Here is a 16,525-nt window from a genome sequence, read left to right on the forward strand (position 1 = left end):
GACGTGTATCTAAACGTCCTAACAAACAAGAATTTACATAGGTAACTCATCATGAAACAAGAACAGATTCCATTCCAAGTTTGGATACTGACACTCGCGGCGTTCGCGATTGGCACGGCCGAATTTGTTATCGCAGGCATCCTTCCACAAATTGCGACTTCCCTTTCGATCACAGAAGGCCAAGCGGGCTACCTAATCAGTGCTTATGCGCTAGCTATCGTTATCGGCGGGCCAATCTTAACCATCTACCTTGCACGCTTTAACAAGAAGATGGTGCTGATTGGATTAATGGCGCTGTTCATTATTGGCAACGTGTTATCCGCCTTAGCGCCAAGCTATCCACTTCTACTGGCAAGCCGTGTTATCGCAGGCTTAGTGCAAGGTCCTTTCTATGGCATCGGTGCGGTAGTAGCGACTAATTTAGTATCTGAGAAAATGGCAGGTCGCGCCGTTGGTCAAATGTTCGCAGGCTTAACGCTGGCCAACGTTCTAGGGGTGCCTGCTGGTACGTGGGTGAGCTTGCAATTCGGTTGGCACACCACCTTCTTTACCGTGGCGACACTTGGCACAGTTGCGATGATTTCTATCCTGACATCCATCAAATCAACAGGTCACAGCGAAGCGAAAGACATCAAAACTCAGCTGTTGGCATTCAAAAACCCAATGCTTCTCATCAGCTTGGCGATCACCGCTTTTGCTTGGTCTGGCTTCATGACGCTTTACGGCTATCTTGCGCCTATCGCCATGCACATCACGGGTTACGGTCAAGAATCAGTAACTTGGATCTTAGTGATTGTTGGTGTTGGCTTAATCATCGGTAACACCTTGGGCGGACGCTCTTCTGACAAAGATTTAGGCAAAGCATCGATGTTTTGGGCTATCGCGATGATCGTTTCATTGGTAGTGGTTGGCCTTGTTGTAGACAACAAAATCCTATTCGTTGCAGCTGCATTTGTCTTTGGTATTGCATCATTTGCGAACGTTCCTGCTATGCAGCTTCGAGTAATGAACCATGGTGGCGAAGGCCAAGAACTAGCAGCAACCGCGAATATTTCAGCGTTTAACTTAGCCAATGCCTTCGGTGGTTTCCTTGGCGGCATGGTACTCGACAGCCAATTAGGCGCAGGAATGATTCCATTCGCAGCCGTTGTTGTCCCTGTTATTGGTTTGCTGCTTATTGCGAAGGCCAACAAAGCAGAAAAGCCACAGAGCAACTCGATCTTCAGCCCAGCGGAAAGTAAGTAATTCTGCTTATAGCTAAAACCAAAACCATTAAGACCACATGATTCCAACAAGGTAGATACCATGAACAAATTATTCGAAACATCAGAGCTCAAAGGCTTAGCACTGCAAAACCGTGTCGTTATGGCACCCATGACACGCGCTCGTACTAGCCAACCTGGAAACGTGCCAAACGATATGATGGCGACTTATTACCAACAACGAGCAAGTGCAGGGCTCATCATCACTGAAGCAACGCAGATATCCGACGACTCTCAAGGCTACTCATTCACTCCCGGCGTTTACACCGATGCACAAATCGAAGGTTGGAAGTCAGTAACAACAGACGCAAAAGAACAAGGTGCCGCGATATTCTGCCAGCTATGGCATGTCGGCCGCGTCTCTCACCCTACCTTTCAAAAGGGTGAACTACCGATTGCGCCGTCAGCTTTGGCGCCAATAGAAACTCAGGTGTGGATTTCCGATGAGAATGGTAACGGCAACATGGTCGATTGCATCCAACCAAGGGAGATGACCCAAGCAGACATCGATCGAGTGGTTCAAGATTTTGCGAACTCAGCAAAGAAAGCCATCGAAGCAGGCTTTAATGGTGTCGAGATCCACGGTGGTAATGGCTACCTGATTGACCAGTTCCTAAGAACCAACTCAAACAAGCGAACCGACAACTACGGTGGCAGCCGCGAGAACCGACTTCGCTTTCTAATTGAAGTAGTTGATGCCGTCATTGATGCGATTGGCGCGGACAAAGTGGGCGTACGTTTAGCCCCATTCATCACCTTCAAAGACATGAACTGCCCAGACATTGTGCCAACGATTTTAGAAGCTTCAAAGGCACTTCAAGATAGAGACGTTGCTTATCTGCACCTATCAGAAGCCGACTGGGATGATGCTCCAGTTATTCCTGAAAGCTTCCGAATTGAGCTAAGAGAATTATTCTCTAACACCATCATCGTTGCTGGCAGCTACACACCACAACGCGCCGAAGAAGTGTTAAGCAAAGGCTACGCGGATCTTGTCGCATTTGGTCGCCCATTCGTGGCCAACCCAGACCTCGTGTCACGCCTACAAAACGGCAGCGAGCTATCAGAACTCGACGGCGCGACCTTATTCGGCGGCAACGAAAAAGGCTACACCGATTATCCAGCTTTGTAGTGGATTTTGAATTGATAGAACAGCCTTAGATTTTCCTTCAGGCAAAAGAAAGGCTCGCATGACTAGTGCGAGCCTAATGCAGTTTAGGGGGTAAACCACAATCTGGTATTAATCTGGGACTAATTATTTAACTTATGAGCCATTATGCACTTGTGCGCATTGATATTCTATTTTTAAATGATTCACTGCAATTAATCAATCGATAAAAGTTAGCGTTTGGTCAATTTAAACCACATAAATAACAGTGATTTAGTGAGCAGCGTCTAGAAATTAATCTTAAATCCCATATAAATCAGATTTATAGACTTCTCATTTGCCAATAACCCTCACCATTGGTTGCGAGCTGATTGTGTAAATAATCGAGCGTGTCAGCCACCTTTCCAGTAATGCCTTGAGGCGGATTAAACAACAACAACCCACTGCCGATGAGTCGATCATCGCCCTTAGGATCGCGCAGTCGTAATTCCGATTTGATCGGGCTTGGTAACAAGCCATCTTTCACCGCTGTCGCGCAGTGATTCAAAATCAGTGAGCTTTTGTCATCGGTGTACAGCGGATACCAAATCAGCGCAGACACTTTCTCAGATTGCTGATAAGCCTTCACCAAGGCATCAATCACTGCGAGATATTCAGCATCAGTTTCATAGGGTGGGTCGATAACGATCAAGTGATGATTATCGTGCTTTGCCACGTCATCAGGTAGCGCTTTAAGCCCGTCGCCTGCGGTAATGGTGAGCTTACTTGAGACATCAAGATCGCGTTGCAACTTCTCAATATTGGCTTGCAATAAATCGGCTTCATCTTGCTGAATATCTGAAAAATAGAAGCTATCTTGGCTGCGGCCTTGTTGATAGGTAATGGCTGCCGAGCCGGGATACAGCGTGATAAGTTGATTAGGGTTGTAGTATTCCAGCACCGACATAAAAGAAGAAAATGACTCTGGCAAGTAAGCCTTATTTCGCCATAAGTACCCAACCCCTTCGGCAAACTCGCCCGCGTGATTACTTGGTGCAGTGGTTAGGTCGTAACACCCTGTGCCTGAGTGTGTGTCGATAACATTGAGGCGTGAGTGTTGCTGCATTAATGATTTAACAAGTGCACTCAATACTGGATGCTTAAGTGCATCCCCATGATCGCCTACATGACATTGATGTCGATATTCCATTCCCTTGCCTCATTTCTACTAACGTCATATAAACATACTTCATATCACACGCTGTTGCCTATTCAATCCATCGTTTTTTGAAATAGCCTCTCTTTTGACTAACTGTCTGACTCTTATAAAAAATAAAGCCCTTCGTCTTATTAAAAACGAAGGGCTTTACTGACGTTACTCACGAACTCGTGCTGTTAGCTAAGAAACACCTTAAGGGTACTCACCCTCAACTTCTACTGGTGCTTTCACTTGGTAGTGACAAGGCTGTAGGCCAAGTAACTTAGGCAGTGTGATGCCTACAGAAACTGAAGACCACGTACCGCTGACAATACCAACCACCAATGCAATAGCGAACCCTTGCAGTGCCGCGCCACCAAGTAGCCAAAGCGCTGATACAGTGATTAGCGTTGTACCTGAAGTCACCATGGTGCGTGAGAACGTCGCTTTAACTGATTCGTTAAGCAGGTTATCTGTATCACCGTTTGGATTACCACGCAGCATTTCACGTACACGGTCGGCAATGATGATCGAGTCATTCAATGAATAACCCAAAATCGCCAACACCGCTGCCAATACGGTCAGGTTGAACTCAAACTGAGTAAAAGCGAACAGACCCAAGATAAGCGTCACGTCATAGATTATCGCGGCAAGCGCACCCAGTGCCAAGCGCCATTCAAATCGAACACTCAGGTACAGCATGATCATTAGGAAACACACCAATACCGCCAAGCCACCTTGGTCAACCATGTCTTGACCCACTTGAGGGCCAACCACGCTGCTGTTAAGCACTTGTACTTGGTCGCTCACCGATGACAAAACATCCACTAGGTTAGGCTGAGGTGCATCCGTCAATTGGCTGTAACGCAGTGTCCAGCGGTCTTGTTCTGCCATACCAACCACTTGCACGTCTTGTTGGAAAGCGGCATCAAGTTTTGTTTTTAAATCGTCTTTAGTTACTTGGTCAGAAAGCTGAACTTCGGCCACCACACCGCCAGTAAAGTCCAAGCCCCAGTTGAAACCTTTCACTGCCACAAGCATCACAGAGCTCATGAACAGCACAATAGAAATCACAGACATCACCTTGCGAAGGCGAGTCATGTTTTTATCTGAAAGATAGCGGTCTGAAATAGTCATATTTGAAATACTCATGCTTAAATCCTTACATCATGGCGCTGGTCGCGCCCCCAAACCAAGTTGATGATTGCTCGTGAAGCAAAAATGCCCGTGAACATACTGGTTAGAAGACCTAAGCCCAGTGTCAGGGCGAAGCCCTGAATCGGTCCATTACCAATGGTATATAGAGCCACAGCAACGATCATGGTGGTGACGTTAGCATCGAAAATTGAAGAGAACGCGCTATCGAAACCACGGTCGATAGAGCTAGCAAAGCTGCGCCCTTCTTTCATCTTGTCTCGAATACGCTCGAAGATAAGCACGTTAGTGTCTACCGCCATACCGACGGTCAGTACTAAACCCGCAATACCTGGCAGGGTTAATACCGCACCCGGTAGCATCGCTATCAAACCAAATAGTGTGGTCATGTTGACGACCAATGCAGCGTTCGCAACCCAACCAAGGCGGCGGTACCATAGCGCCATAAACGTGAGAGTTAGACCAAGGCCAAGTGCCAAAGCAGCAAAGCCGTTAGTAACGTTTTCAGCACCCAGAGACGGGCCAATGGTACGCTCTTCAATGATGGTTACTGGCGCAGTCAACGAACCCGCACGAAGCAATAGAGCCAGCTCTTGAGCTTCAGCCATGCTGCCTGCACCTGTGATTCTAAAGCGGCTACCCAATTGAGACTGGATGTTCGCCACACTGATCACTTCACTGGTTTTCTCGCTGTTACCGGCTCTATCACGGCTGTACTCGCTGTACACGGTTGCCATTGGCTTGCCGATGTTATGACGAGAGAACTCAGACATCTTCTTACCGCCCGCTGAATCCAGCGTGATGTTTACTTCTGCGCTGCCCATCTCACCAATGCCACTACGAGCATCGATAATGTGTTCGCCGCTCAGTACCGCTTTGCGAGCAACAACGACACGGTTGCCATCTGTATCTTTTAGCGTTTGAGTGTTACGCGTCGCGTTATCGTAAACAGAGTAGAACGCCAATGATGCCGTTGCACCAATCACATCTTTCGCGGCTGCAGGGTCTTGGACACCCGGAAGTTCGATACGGATACGGCTTTCACCTTGGCGTTGAATCGATGCCTCAGTGATGCCGAGCTCTTCAATACGGCTGCGCATGATTTGCAGGTTTTGTTGAACCGTTAGGTTACGGAGCGTTCTTTGCTCTTCTTCAGACTGAGTTAACGTTAGCGATTTATCTGAACGGTCACGTTGCCATTGTGGGAACTCTTCACGAATCAGTTTTTGTGCTTTCTCGAAATCTGCATCAGTGCGGAAATTAAATTCAACTTGGTTGTTCACCACTTTACCGCGTGCATAACGCACTTGGCTGGTGATCTCGTCGACCACAGATTGCGCTTGTGCGTGGTAAACCGGTTCCATGTCCACTTCTAACAGGAACTGCACACCACCACGTAAATCAAGGCCTAACTGAATCGGCGCGAAGCCCATGTCAGTCAGCCATTTCGGTGCTGCAGGCTCCATCGCTAGCGCTACCGTTGCCTTGTCTAGAAGACGTTCGTTAAGCACTTCCTTGGCCTTCGCTTGCTGTTCTGCATCTTCTAAGATCACCACTAAACGTTTGTCTTTTTGAAAGGCTGATTTGGCTTGAATGCCCTCGCTAGCAAGGTATTGCGTCACTTGAGTGGCGTCGATGGTCTGCTCAGAGCGGTTACTGATTTGAACCGAGGCGTCCTCGCCAAACCAAGAAGGCAAAGCACTCAGAATCATGATGATGATGGTGGCGATAAGCACCACGTATTTCCACTTTGAGTAGTGGTTAATTTGTTTTCTTGGAATGCGTTTTTTCACAGTCAAGATCTCTTCTTTTTTACCAATCACCGTAAATACGTGCTCAAAAATAGCACCGAAAAAAAGCAGTGATCGAGCATTTTAACCAGCTGGGGTGACCAGTTATTTACTACGATTGGTATGTCTAATGTTTTGCGAACACAAGCGACGACTCGCTGCAACCAGAACAAACTGATTGAGTCATAGTGGGGCTAATAATTGTGTGTCGCTATATTTGTTAATTGGCGAGATCAACGGGCACAAGTGACCATCGATGCGACCAATTTAGGGTCAAACGATTAGCTAAGAAGTTCTCGGAAATGCGAGTATTGAATGTTGCCCTCTTTCCACCCAGAAAGCCGGGAGGACGGAGAACTCACAATGCTGGTCCAGTGCTGCTTGGAATCCAACAACGGTGTGTTGAAAAGCAGAGAAGCCAGCAATGAAGGGGGGGAGAAGTCGATCAGTAGATGATAAGCAGGCTCAAGATCGGCCACACTTTCTTGCTCATTGCTGAGCATGCGTCTGAAGTTTGCTGCTTGAAGGCTAGACTCAGTGTCGTGATAGTTGGAACTGTCACCAGAAGGCACTGTGCTAAACTGAGCCTTATCGCACTCTAAGTAGCTCGACGGATTATCCGTAGCGGCTTGTTTACACAGGTCATTCTGTGAAGATTGCTCTTGAGCCGAGTATATTTGAAATGGCTTAGAAGGAAACGAATAGCCGTTAGAATTCACTAAGCCAAAGCTCAGTAAAAACAACATTAAGACTAATCGGGTACCCAGTTTAAGCAATCTAATATCCAAACAACATTCTCGTAGATCGTCAATCTACAATACAAATGAAACGCTGTCTTGATTTAAAACATTTTTTTAGAAAATGATTCGATGCAACCGATTAAGCGTTCTCGCAATTTAGATTTACATAGATCTAAAACGACTTAACAACAGGTGATGGATAGATGTTATGAATAGCGAAAAACAAGAAAGCCAAGCGACACTCGCTTGGCTTTGAGTTATCTCTCTTTGTTGGTTTCAAGCTTTAAGCTTTAAGCTTTAAGCTTTAGGACGCATGATGTTCTTAACCTTACGGCTATTTTCACCAAAGATGCGTTGTACTAACTCATTCATCTCTTCTGCAGAGATTGATCTCGCCACTCGCTCAACTTGAGACAAAGCTTCGATATCGTAACCATGAAGTAGATAACGAGACACATACCACGCTTGGTCGATAGAGCTCATCTCGAGAGGCGTGAAGTCAGCTTCAAACTGTTTCACAACCGCTCGCATTTCCTCTTCAGAAACACCTTGTAGAAGATCTGAAATCACCTTATCAATCGCCACTTCCACTTTATCTACGTTCTCAGGCGCTATCATCGCACCGATGACCCATTCATGACTCAACTCGCTGTCTGCAGACGCCGAATACGTATAAGGCGAGTAATCCAAGCTCAACTCTTCGCGAATATAAGTATCTAAACGAGTCGCCAGCAGTCGTTCCAACAAGCTTTCCGTGAAGATATCTTTTGCCGTAAAGCCTTCTTCGGTTTCAGGCTCTGAGATGACTCGTAAGACGTACTCTGCGCTATCAACATTGTTGATGGCCAAATCAATGCGTGATTCTGATGGCTGTTTGAAAGCCACCTTAAAGTCAGGCACAACTGCTTTTTCCAATGGAATCGAAGCCAAATATTGCTGAACCAAAGGCTTCAATACGCTTGGGTCGATATCACCCACAATCACTAGCTGGTTATGTCTCATTTGACCAAACAGCTGCTGATGAAGATTACTGATATCTTCCACAGAAACCGCTTCAACACGCTCTTTATCTACAAAGTGGTGACGACTCTCCTGACGGTAGATATTCTGGTTTATTGCACGCTCAAACTGTCCAACAGGGCTGCTCAAGAAAGATTCTTGACCCTGTACAAACTCCTGCTTCACTGCCTCTAACTGCTCGGGAACAATTTTAGGCGCTGTGATGAAAGTATAAAGCGCAGCAAACGTATCTTTAAGCCCATCTTTTTTGATATTAAATTCAATACCATGACGAGTATTCCCAATGAAACTGTCAGCTCGAATATCTTCACGGTCAAAATACGCTAGAAGTTCAGAACCCGTAAACTCACCGACGCCACTTCGAGCGAAAGTCGGTAACGCAACCTCAACGGCGGGGTATAAGCTCGGATCCAACGCAGCTTTTCCACCGAGGCTCATGTACATCACGCCAACATCGTCACCTGCAACATAATCACGCAAATACCACATGTCGATACCATTGCTTAACGTCCACTTTTGGATGTATGGATCGATGGACATTTGTTCAGCAAGTACAACCTCGCCCTTCGAACTAGGAACAGCAAAGGCACTTACAGAAGCAATAGCGAGCGGCGGGGTTCCAGGCTCGCTGTAAGTCGCTTTTAAGCTATCTAGAGAGTTAACGACAGCTGTTCTATCTTCAGAATCGTCCATGCCAATAACAAGAAAGTAATCATCAGAGAGCAGATTCGTGATGTTGTCGTTGATCGCTTCCAGGCTTAAGTTAGCAATGAAAGCTTCCAAACTCGCTTGATAGTCTTTCTGTGATTGGACAATTCGCTCAGTTACAAGCGCACTCGCTTTGTAATTCGCGTGTTCAACGCTGTCCATTTTATCCCAATCATGCTCGATGTTATCCAGCAAGTCTTGGTAGTAGTGCTGCTCGCCGACGATATCCGTTTTCGACACGCCAAAGTCACGCAGTGATGCCAATGTAGAGAGTAACTCTTGTTGGATAACTTCACGACCACCAGCCGGAAACCCAACACTTATTGACGAATAGTTCAGAGAGCCCATTCGATAGCTATCAGACGCTATCCATTGAGTCGGCAACGCTGCATCATTGAATACTGCTTCGAGTCGCTGGCGAATGAGTTGTTGCGAGGTTTCATCTAACCAACGTTGATGCTGTTGATCATGATTTTCGATGCGATATAAACCGCGATTAAACGTCAGAGTGATGCTTGGTGCTTCTCTTCCTGCGTATTCAACATAATCATCTTCATTGAACGAGGTCACTTTCTGCTTCTCTGGTCTCGGCGTGTCACCACGCTCCCAACTAGAAAACTTTTCTTCTATGAGTGGAATCACGGTTTTGATGTCCACATCACCAGAAACGACCAGCTCGACTATTTGAGGTTGGTACCAAGTCTGATAAAAGTTAGTGATACCTTGAGGAGTGGCATTAACAATCGACGATTTAGTCCCTAATGCATCTTGAGATTCGTAAGGACCTCCTTCAATGAAGTGATCATAAAGTATCTCTCCAAATGACTTATCATCGAGGCGAGCCATACGAAACTCTCCAAGAACCACGCCTTTCTCTTTTTCAACTTCTGAACTTGATAGATCCAGACCATCACCAATGTCACGCATCCACGTTAGAGCAGACTGCAATTGGATGTTATCTGGCAAATCTAACTGGTAGACCGTCTCTTCATAAGAGGTGTAGGCATTAATATCTGCACCAAAGCTAGCGCCTGCATCTTCGAATAGACGAATCACATCATTTTCAGAGAAGTTCTTACTGCCATTGAATGCCATGTGTTCCAAGAAGTGCGCGTAGCCTTCTTGCTGATCAGTCTCTTGAATCGAACCCGCGTGAACGACTAGACGTACAGATACCGATGCTTCATGATCTGGATAAACATGATAGGTAAGGCCATTTTCTAGCTGGCCTGAAGTCCATGCAGGATCCGGCTGGATTAAGTTTTCGGTGGTTTTTGGTGTTGAGCTACAGCCAACCAAAGTTAGGCATAGAGCCGTCGCTAAATAATATGTTTTCATAACAACCTCTTAATGTCATTCATCGACAATATACAGATTGAGTTAACGATTATTATTTAATATTGAACCGGATGAGTATCTTTGTGATCTGGATCTTCATTTTATAAATTACCAAGTGATATGTAAGATCACTGTATTCATTTGAATTAGCGTTTTAATAAGAACCGATTACATCCCTTTAAGCTAGTTCTCTACATCCCCTTAAACAACGCTTGCGAAGCACGGCTGATCGGTAGTTTTTCCCCTGACACATAAGCCGACATCTGACCTGAGAGGCCTTTCTTCACCTTATCAATGGCGGAGACTTTCACCACCACCGAGCGGTGGATCTGCCAGAACTCATCAGGATTGAGTTGGGCGATCAGCTCTTTTAGTGACACGCGAAGAATAAACTCCTCTAGAGAGCCGCCTTGGCCTTTTTTGAATATCGAGACGTACTTGTCTTCTGCTTTGAAGTAAGCGACATCATCGACGGCGATTAGGTGAATGTCTTCCCCAACACTGGCTTTGAGCCACGTGAGATACTTTTTCTGCGATAGATAAGGAGGCTGAACTTGTTGTGAGGTCGATTGGGATAGCAGTTGAAGCTGAGCCATTAACGCCGTGATATCAGGTTGTTCGGGGAGGTTACCTATTTGCGATTGGTTACTCGACAGACGCGCTTGCACCTTCTGACAGGTAGCAAGTAGGCGCTCTTCATTGATTGGCTTAAGCAGGTAATCCATCGCATTGTGTTCAAAGGCTTTAACTGCGTATTCATCATAAGCCGTAATGAACACAATCAATGGCGGCGAATCTAGCTTGTTGAGTTGTTTCGCTAGTGAGATTCCATCCAGCTCAGGCATACGAATATCGAGAAACGCCACGTCGGGCTTAAGCTGCTGAATACTTTGCATCGCCTCCAAACCGTTTTGTGCCTTGCTGACGATCTCTAGCTCCGGCCAAACCTCAGCCAAGCTCTTGTCTAAGTGATGCCTTAACAGTGCTTCATCGTCTGCGATAATCGCCGTTACGCTCGGCTGTATTGCTGGGTTGTTCATGGTTAATCCTTTAAATTCACACTGTAAATCGTCTATTTTTCGTCACTGTTCTGTACTTTCTGGTGCGTAGTTCTAGACAACTGCGTCAGTCAGCGGTAACAAGATCGTCGACACTACCCCGCCCTCAGTTTGTTCAGTAATAGTTAGACTCGCCTTATCACCATAAAGGGTTTCGATTCTTTGACGAATATTGCTTAACCCAACACCGTGCCCCGTATTCGCAGAGGGCGTTTTCAACCCAGCACCACTGTCTGACACTTCAATCTTCAACTGTTCAGCTTGCTGGGTAATACGGATATTCACTTCGCCACCTGCGGCTTTTGGCTCAATACCGTGAGTTAATGCGTTCTCAACCAAGGGTTGAATTAAGAAGGGCGGAATCACTTGCTGATCGCTAATGTTGTTCGTTTCAATCGAGAAGGCTAAGCGCTCATCTAAACGAATTTTCTGGATGTTAAGATAAGCATCCAGCAAGTCGACCTCTTGTGCGATGGTCGATTGCTCAGTGCGGCTATTCTTCAAAGTCACACGCAACAAGTCGGTCAGTTTTTCGAGCATCAACTTGGCTTTCGCGCTGTCACTCTCAATCAATACATTGATGGTCGCAAGCGTGTTGAACAAGAAGTGCGGTTCAATTTGGCTCTGTAGTTGTTTAAGCTGACTCAGCACCACCACCTTCTCTTGATCGGCCTGACGGCGCTTGGCCACTTCTAATTCGTTATCGGCACGTAACTGCTGCTCTCGTGCGTAGAAATAGTAATAGCAAACCGAACAGAAGATCACACCAAGCAACACGACAGATTTAAGGTCCGAGATATTGGCCCCAAAATACCCGTTCAACCAATAGTGCGCGTTCAAGGTACCAAAGGTCATCGCGATCACCATTGATATACCCACTTCAAGCGTGCGGGATGTTCTCTTGAACAACTTAACCAAGATGAAAGAAGAACCCACCGCGCTGTAGCCAAAGCCAAAACTGATTGCTAGGTTAACCGTTAATCCGCCGCCCCAAATCGTATGGGTTGTAATCGCAATAAGAACACAAAATAGCGTGGTGAACGCAAAGCTTTTGATCCATGAAAACCGACTGTTTGAAGAAGTGTTCATTAAAATCGTCCTTTGATATTTATAAGAATCATATGACTATCGGGTAAGTTGGCGTAAGCAGAATCACTTTTACCGCCTAGAAAGCGTGCAGCAAGTTCCAATTCCAACGATGAATCACCATTATCTAACGCCTGATAGTTGAGCCACTGAGTAGCAATAAAACCACCGTCTTGTGGAGACAACATCACATCAAATGTTGGCGTGATATCTTCAAGCCAGCCATGTGTCGAATCCAAAGACCAGTGAAACATGATGTTGTGTTGAACCAAATTGGCGTGCTGATAACCTTGCGCGTAAGAGCCTGCCAACAATGCTGTCATCGGATTAACTGACAAAGGCTCGGCACTTTCTATTGCGCTTTGCCACTCAGAGTCACTCCACGCTCGGCTATCAAACCAGTATTCCAACACCACATTGTGGCCCGTGTCATTGGCCCATGTTAGTCCTGCTAACGCTTGATAAGCTTCGCCCTGCTCTTCAAGATAAACCGGTTTAAGCATTGAATCCGGCTGACTGTAGCCAAGGCTTTGTCGTTGATAGACCACCGAACCATGAAACTCCCATGCAAGGTTTAAGACCGAAACCAAACTCGCTCCAAGCAAGCCGTGGCGCACATCATCATAATAAGCGACCCACTGATACTCATGGTCACCCACTAGGTTGTAACGACGTAAGCCAAATCCTTGTTGCTGGTTCTGCTTTTCGAATTCATTTACGTCTTGAGAAGTCCATGACGAATCGCTGTAAAGCAGTGTCCATTCGCCCGTCATATCGAACAGTGACGCCGACGCAACACCCGCCCCCTCCTCAGCGACAATGCCTACTGGGTTTTGGCGATAAGGCTTGATGATGTCTAGCGGTCGGTAGCCATAACCCACGCCCCAATCGAGGCGAACCTTGCCGAGCGTCACATCGAGGTAGTGGTCACCGACTATAGAATTAGACACCTCAACACCACCTTGCCAAAACAACTCGCGCACGATGAATTCCGATTCAAAGCTCGCCTCTTGTCCTTGAGGATTGTTACTCAAAATATCGTTGGCTTTGACTGCAAACAGGCCAAGCCAATTGTTATAACCAACCTCAAGATCCAGTAAACCATTTAACGACTGGCGATTATCAGATGCTAAAGGAGTGAATGGTGACTCTCGTGATTCAATCGCTTCGGCACTGAGTTGCCAATCCCAAGCCAAGCTCAGCTCATCCGCTTGAATCGTGTTACTTACGCAAGACAAAGCAAGCAAAATAGCAGCTGAATACTTGATGTAAGGCTTACGACTAGAAGCTTTCATGGCATCCACCTAAAGCCCAGATACGCTATTACGCGATAAGTAAGCTGGGTTGTAGTATTTGTCTGCCAAGGCTTGTTCGCTTACTTCGCGGTACTCAATCACGGTCTTCTTACTTGGTTGAATCTTATCAAGTAAGGTCATTGACACTACACTCGGCAAGCCATCACGCACGCCTTCAGTAAACCACGCTTGCTTGGCTAGTTTTCCTGAACGCAAATACAAATCCGCTTTAACTGGAAATGCGCGCTCTGTCGTTAACCACAGATCGATGGATTGATAACTCGCGCCCTTAGTTTTTGCGGTGAGTTTTAAGTGATGGGTATCAAGCAGATCACCACTTGACACCTCAACCTGTTGTTCGACAACCCACTCACCTTGGTAATCTTCGCTCCAAGTGAGCGTTGAGATATCACCAACCGAAGCTTCACCAAGCAATTTTTGCATCGGGGTAATACGAATTGGACGACGAGATTTCGGCATCAATAACCAATAGTTGTCTTCTATCATCAGCATCTTTTGACCCGCCTCGACAGCCGACTTGAACACCACTAACGACTCTCGATTGGGTCTTGTGTAGACGTTGTACTCACGTGTTTTATCGAGTTGTTCGTCTTGATATAACGCCACCAGAGAAACCACTTTCGACGCCTGTTCGCTGTTCAAACGGTAGCTGTCTGCCTTGGCTATCATCTCGGTAACTTGCTGTGAATCGACTGCCCAGCTTGGTGTCGATACTAGAACCAAAGCTAAAACAGAGCCCAACGCGAAAGCCAAGGTATTGAATGAACGAGTTAATTTACACATAAACCAGCGCCTCCGTGATTGGCTTATTCACGCCTTTACGAGCAGAGAAATAAGCAGCCAGCAAACATATCATCAGCACACCTAACGTCGCGTAACCAACCAATTCTAATGAGAAGTAAATGTTGAGTGGGTAACCTTCGGTTCGACCCGGAGGTGGTGGCATTTGTATATCGACTACCAGTAACAACACCGACACCAAACCGCTCACTAGTGCGCCTATCGCACTGCCAATTACCGCCAGTAATCCCGCCTCTTTTAAGAAGCCTGCGACGATTTCAGAAGGGTAACAACCAAGAGCCGACAAGGTGCCAATTTCACGAGTGCGCTCCGTCACCGACATGGTCATGGTGTTAAACAGCGACACGAACACTACCAATGCCATCACCGCGCCCATAATGCCGAAGATCCGGTCATAAAGATCTTTAACCTTGGTGTAGAAAAACGCGCGATCTTGCCATGGGGTGATCTCTATTTCAGAACCTTGTTGAGCATCTTGCTTGTCCAAAGCCATTCGAATGCGTTGTTGAACCGTCGATGTCTTGTTGGTTTCAAAAAGGAATACCGACAAGGTACTAACTTTGTCTGAAGCTAAAAGCTCTTGAGCTGTCGTGATGTGTACGTACAACTGACGCTTATCCAACTCAGGCACGCCAGTCGAGTAAATGCCCTGCACCTTAAAATCAAAGGCATTCAATGCGCCATCACTGGTCGTCGCAAGCAATGTGACCCAATCACCAACGGCCACTTTGAGGTTACGAGCAAGGTCGGTTCCGAGCATCACTTGTGGCTCTTGGCTGTCGTATCTTGGTGATTTCACATCCGAGAGGGTTTGACCGCTGCGCACATCAAGGAACGGCCCTTTCATGTCGAACTCGCGCTCATTAACGCCCGTTCCCATGAAGATGGTCGACTTACTGCCGTTAGAAACCAAACCGCTGAAGTAGACTCTTGGCTGAACACCACGCGCGTCGCTGTCGCCAATAATGCTCTTGGTTAGCGCTTGAACGTTATCCAGACCATTGCTCAGCGGCATGTCTTCATCTTGCTCAAAATAACCCGGCGTGCTCAAGGTAAGGTGGCCAGTATCGCGCGCGGTCGATTCTCTCAAGGATTCGTAGGTGTAAAGCCCATAGCCTCCTGCCGACGTCAACGCAAATACGGCAATGGCGATGATCAATACAGAAAGCAGACTGCGGCGACCATTTCTTAATAGATTAAGCCACGCCAAACGCACCGAAGTTGGAAGTAAAAACGTGCTCATTCTTTGTGTTAACTTGCCCATAAGATCGCCTCCGTTGCTGTGATTTGTGGTGCCAGTTGGCCGTCGATAAGTTCAATCACTCGGTCGCAGCGCTGCGCCATTCTTGGGTCGTGCGTTGCGACAATAAAGGTAGTGCCCATTTCGTGGCCAAGCTCTTTCATAATGTCGATCACAAGGTTTGCGGTATGACTGTCTAAGCTCGCGGTCGGCTCATCGGCAATCACTAAGCTTGGGTTGTGGATCAGTGCTCTGGCTATCGCGACACGTTGTTGCTGACCGCCTGAAAGGTTGTCTGGGCGGTGATGAACGTAATCTCCTAGCCCAACACGCTCTAACATCTCTTGCGCTCTGGTCTGCTGTTCTTGTTTCGAACATTGGTTCAACATCAATGGATAAGCGACGTTTTCAAGCGCAGTCATTACAGGAACCAGATTGAAGCGCTGAAATACAAAACCCAGTGACCCGCGACGAAAACGCGCAGCGGCAATTTGCTCAGTCGGATACGCTTTACCATCAATGTTTATCTCGCCTTGATAGTCCATATCCAACAAACCAAGAATGTTCAACAGCGTGCTTTTCCCTGACCCAGAAGGGCCACACAACGCCACCATTTCACCGCGTTGGATGTGTCCATCGACCCCGCTTAATGCATCAACACGTTGACCGCCAGTCACATACGCTTTGCCGATACCTTTAAATTCAATCATTTCATTGTCCTCTGAT

13 protein-coding genes are annotated in these 16,525 nt (G+C 46.7%); 2 read left to right on the top strand and 11 right to left on the bottom strand.

The genetic code is table 11. The annotated features are described in order from the left end of the window. The first annotated feature begins 51 nt into the window (after nt 1–51). Both FTW16_RS23215 and FTW16_RS23220 read left to right on the top strand, forming a co-directional pair. Complete coding sequence (locus FTW16_RS23215; protein ID WP_146492636.1) at nt 52–1,245, top strand: MFS transporter; 1,194 nt, start codon at nt 52–54, stop codon at nt 1,243–1,245. 60 nt (nt 1,246–1,305) lie between these two features. Beyond that, nucleotides 1,306–2,394 carry an alkene reductase gene (locus FTW16_RS23220; RefSeq protein ID WP_146492637.1) on the top strand — a complete coding sequence of 363 codons (1,089 nt, stop codon included), beginning with the start codon at nt 1,306–1,308 and terminating at the stop codon, nt 2,392–2,394. Between the two features lie 298 nt (nt 2,395–2,692). Here the strand turns inward: FTW16_RS23220 and rlmJ are convergent, their stop codons facing one another. The 11 genes from rlmJ to FTW16_RS23275 all read right to left on the bottom strand — a co-directional run bounded on the left by rlmJ (nt 2,693) and on the right by FTW16_RS23275 (nt 16,509). Next, nucleotides 2,693–3,559 (bottom strand): 23S rRNA (adenine(2030)-N(6))-methyltransferase RlmJ, encoded by an 867-nt coding sequence (gene rlmJ, locus FTW16_RS23225; RefSeq protein ID WP_146492638.1) that lies wholly within the window; start codon nt 3,557–3,559, stop codon nt 2,693–2,695. Between the two features lie 201 nt (nt 3,560–3,760). Next, complete coding sequence (gene secF, locus FTW16_RS23230) at nt 3,761–4,699, bottom strand: protein translocase subunit SecF (protein WP_146492639.1); 939 nt, start codon at nt 4,697–4,699, stop codon at nt 3,761–3,763. 2 nt (nt 4,700–4,701) lie between these two features. Then, nucleotides 4,702–6,501 (bottom strand): protein translocase subunit SecD, encoded by a 1,800-nt coding sequence (secD, locus tag FTW16_RS23235; protein WP_146492640.1) that lies wholly within the window; start codon nt 6,499–6,501, stop codon nt 4,702–4,704. 272 nt (nt 6,502–6,773) lie between these two features. After that, entirely contained in the window at nt 6,774–7,238 is a 465-nt protein-coding gene (locus tag FTW16_RS23240) for a hypothetical protein (RefSeq protein ID WP_146492691.1), read from the bottom strand. Between the two features lie 291 nt (nt 7,239–7,529). After that, a complete protein-coding gene (locus FTW16_RS23245; RefSeq protein WP_146492641.1) occupies nt 7,530–10,298 on the bottom strand; it encodes a M16 family metallopeptidase in 2,769 nt (922 codons plus the stop codon). Between the two features lie 191 nt (nt 10,299–10,489). Then, entirely contained in the window at nt 10,490–11,338 is an 849-nt protein-coding gene (locus FTW16_RS23250; RefSeq protein WP_146492642.1) for a LytR/AlgR family response regulator transcription factor, read from the bottom strand. A gap of 72 nt (nt 11,339–11,410) precedes the next feature. Beyond that, a complete protein-coding gene (locus tag FTW16_RS23255) occupies nt 11,411–12,445 on the bottom strand; it encodes a sensor histidine kinase (RefSeq protein ID WP_146492643.1) in 1,035 nt (344 codons plus the stop codon). Beyond that, nucleotides 12,445–13,737 (bottom strand): hypothetical protein, encoded by a 1,293-nt coding sequence (locus FTW16_RS23260; RefSeq protein ID WP_146492644.1) that lies wholly within the window; start codon nt 13,735–13,737, stop codon nt 12,445–12,447. The genes FTW16_RS23255 and FTW16_RS23260 overlap by 1 nt, the downstream gene beginning before the upstream one ends. A 9-nt stretch (nt 13,738–13,746) precedes the next feature. After that, nucleotides 13,747–14,541: an outer membrane lipoprotein-sorting protein gene (locus FTW16_RS23265; RefSeq protein WP_057622713.1), complete on the bottom strand. Its 795-nt coding sequence runs from the start codon at nt 14,539–14,541 to the stop codon at nt 13,747–13,749. Next, nucleotides 14,534–15,823, bottom strand: a complete 1,290-nt coding sequence (locus FTW16_RS23270; protein WP_146492645.1) for an ABC transporter permease — start codon at nt 15,821–15,823, stop codon at nt 14,534–14,536. Before FTW16_RS23270 ends, FTW16_RS23265 begins: the two co-directional genes overlap by 8 nt. Then, nucleotides 15,811–16,509 (bottom strand): ABC transporter ATP-binding protein, encoded by a 699-nt coding sequence (locus tag FTW16_RS23275; protein ID WP_146492646.1) that lies wholly within the window; start codon nt 16,507–16,509, stop codon nt 15,811–15,813. The genes FTW16_RS23270 and FTW16_RS23275 overlap by 13 nt, the downstream gene beginning before the upstream one ends. Between the last annotated feature and the right edge of the window lie 16 nt (nt 16,510–16,525).

Source organism: Vibrio sp. T20 (assembly GCF_007858795.1).
Taxonomy (GTDB): domain Bacteria; phylum Pseudomonadota; class Gammaproteobacteria; order Enterobacterales; family Vibrionaceae; genus Vibrio; species Vibrio satsumensis.

What these genes read in the sequence shown, in the direction of transcription:
- rlmJ (WP_146492638.1), bottom strand. Translation starts at nt 3,559, where the DNA reads ATGGAATATCGACATCAATGTCATGTAGGCGATCATGGGGATGCACTT.
- FTW16_RS23260 (WP_146492644.1), bottom strand. Translation starts at nt 13,737, where the DNA reads ATGAAAGCTTCTAGTCGTAAGCCTTACATCAAGTATTCAGCTGCTATT.
- FTW16_RS23270 (WP_146492645.1), bottom strand. Translation starts at nt 15,823, where the DNA reads ATGGGCAAGTTAACACAAAGAATGAGCACGTTTTTACTTCCAACTTCG.
- FTW16_RS23250 (WP_146492642.1), bottom strand. Translation starts at nt 11,338, where the DNA reads ATGAACAACCCAGCAATACAGCCGAGCGTAACGGCGATTATCGCAGAC.
- secF (WP_146492639.1), bottom strand. Translation starts at nt 4,699, where the DNA reads ATGAGTATTTCAAATATGACTATTTCAGACCGCTATCTTTCAGATAAA.
- FTW16_RS23240 (WP_146492691.1), bottom strand. Translation starts at nt 7,238, where the DNA reads ATGTTGTTTTTACTGAGCTTTGGCTTAGTGAATTCTAACGGCTATTCG.
- FTW16_RS23255 (WP_146492643.1), bottom strand. Translation starts at nt 12,445, where the DNA reads ATGAACACTTCTTCAAACAGTCGGTTTTCATGGATCAAAAGCTTTGCG.
- FTW16_RS23220 (WP_146492637.1), top strand. Translation starts at nt 1,306, where the DNA reads ATGAACAAATTATTCGAAACATCAGAGCTCAAAGGCTTAGCACTGCAA.
- FTW16_RS23265 (WP_057622713.1), bottom strand. Translation starts at nt 14,541, where the DNA reads ATGTGTAAATTAACTCGTTCATTCAATACCTTGGCTTTCGCGTTGGGC.
- FTW16_RS23215 (WP_146492636.1), top strand. Translation starts at nt 52, where the DNA reads ATGAAACAAGAACAGATTCCATTCCAAGTTTGGATACTGACACTCGCG.
- FTW16_RS23245 (WP_146492641.1), bottom strand. Translation starts at nt 10,298, where the DNA reads ATGAAAACATATTATTTAGCGACGGCTCTATGCCTAACTTTGGTTGGC.
- FTW16_RS23275 (WP_146492646.1), bottom strand. Translation starts at nt 16,509, where the DNA reads ATGATTGAATTTAAAGGTATCGGCAAAGCGTATGTGACTGGCGGTCAA.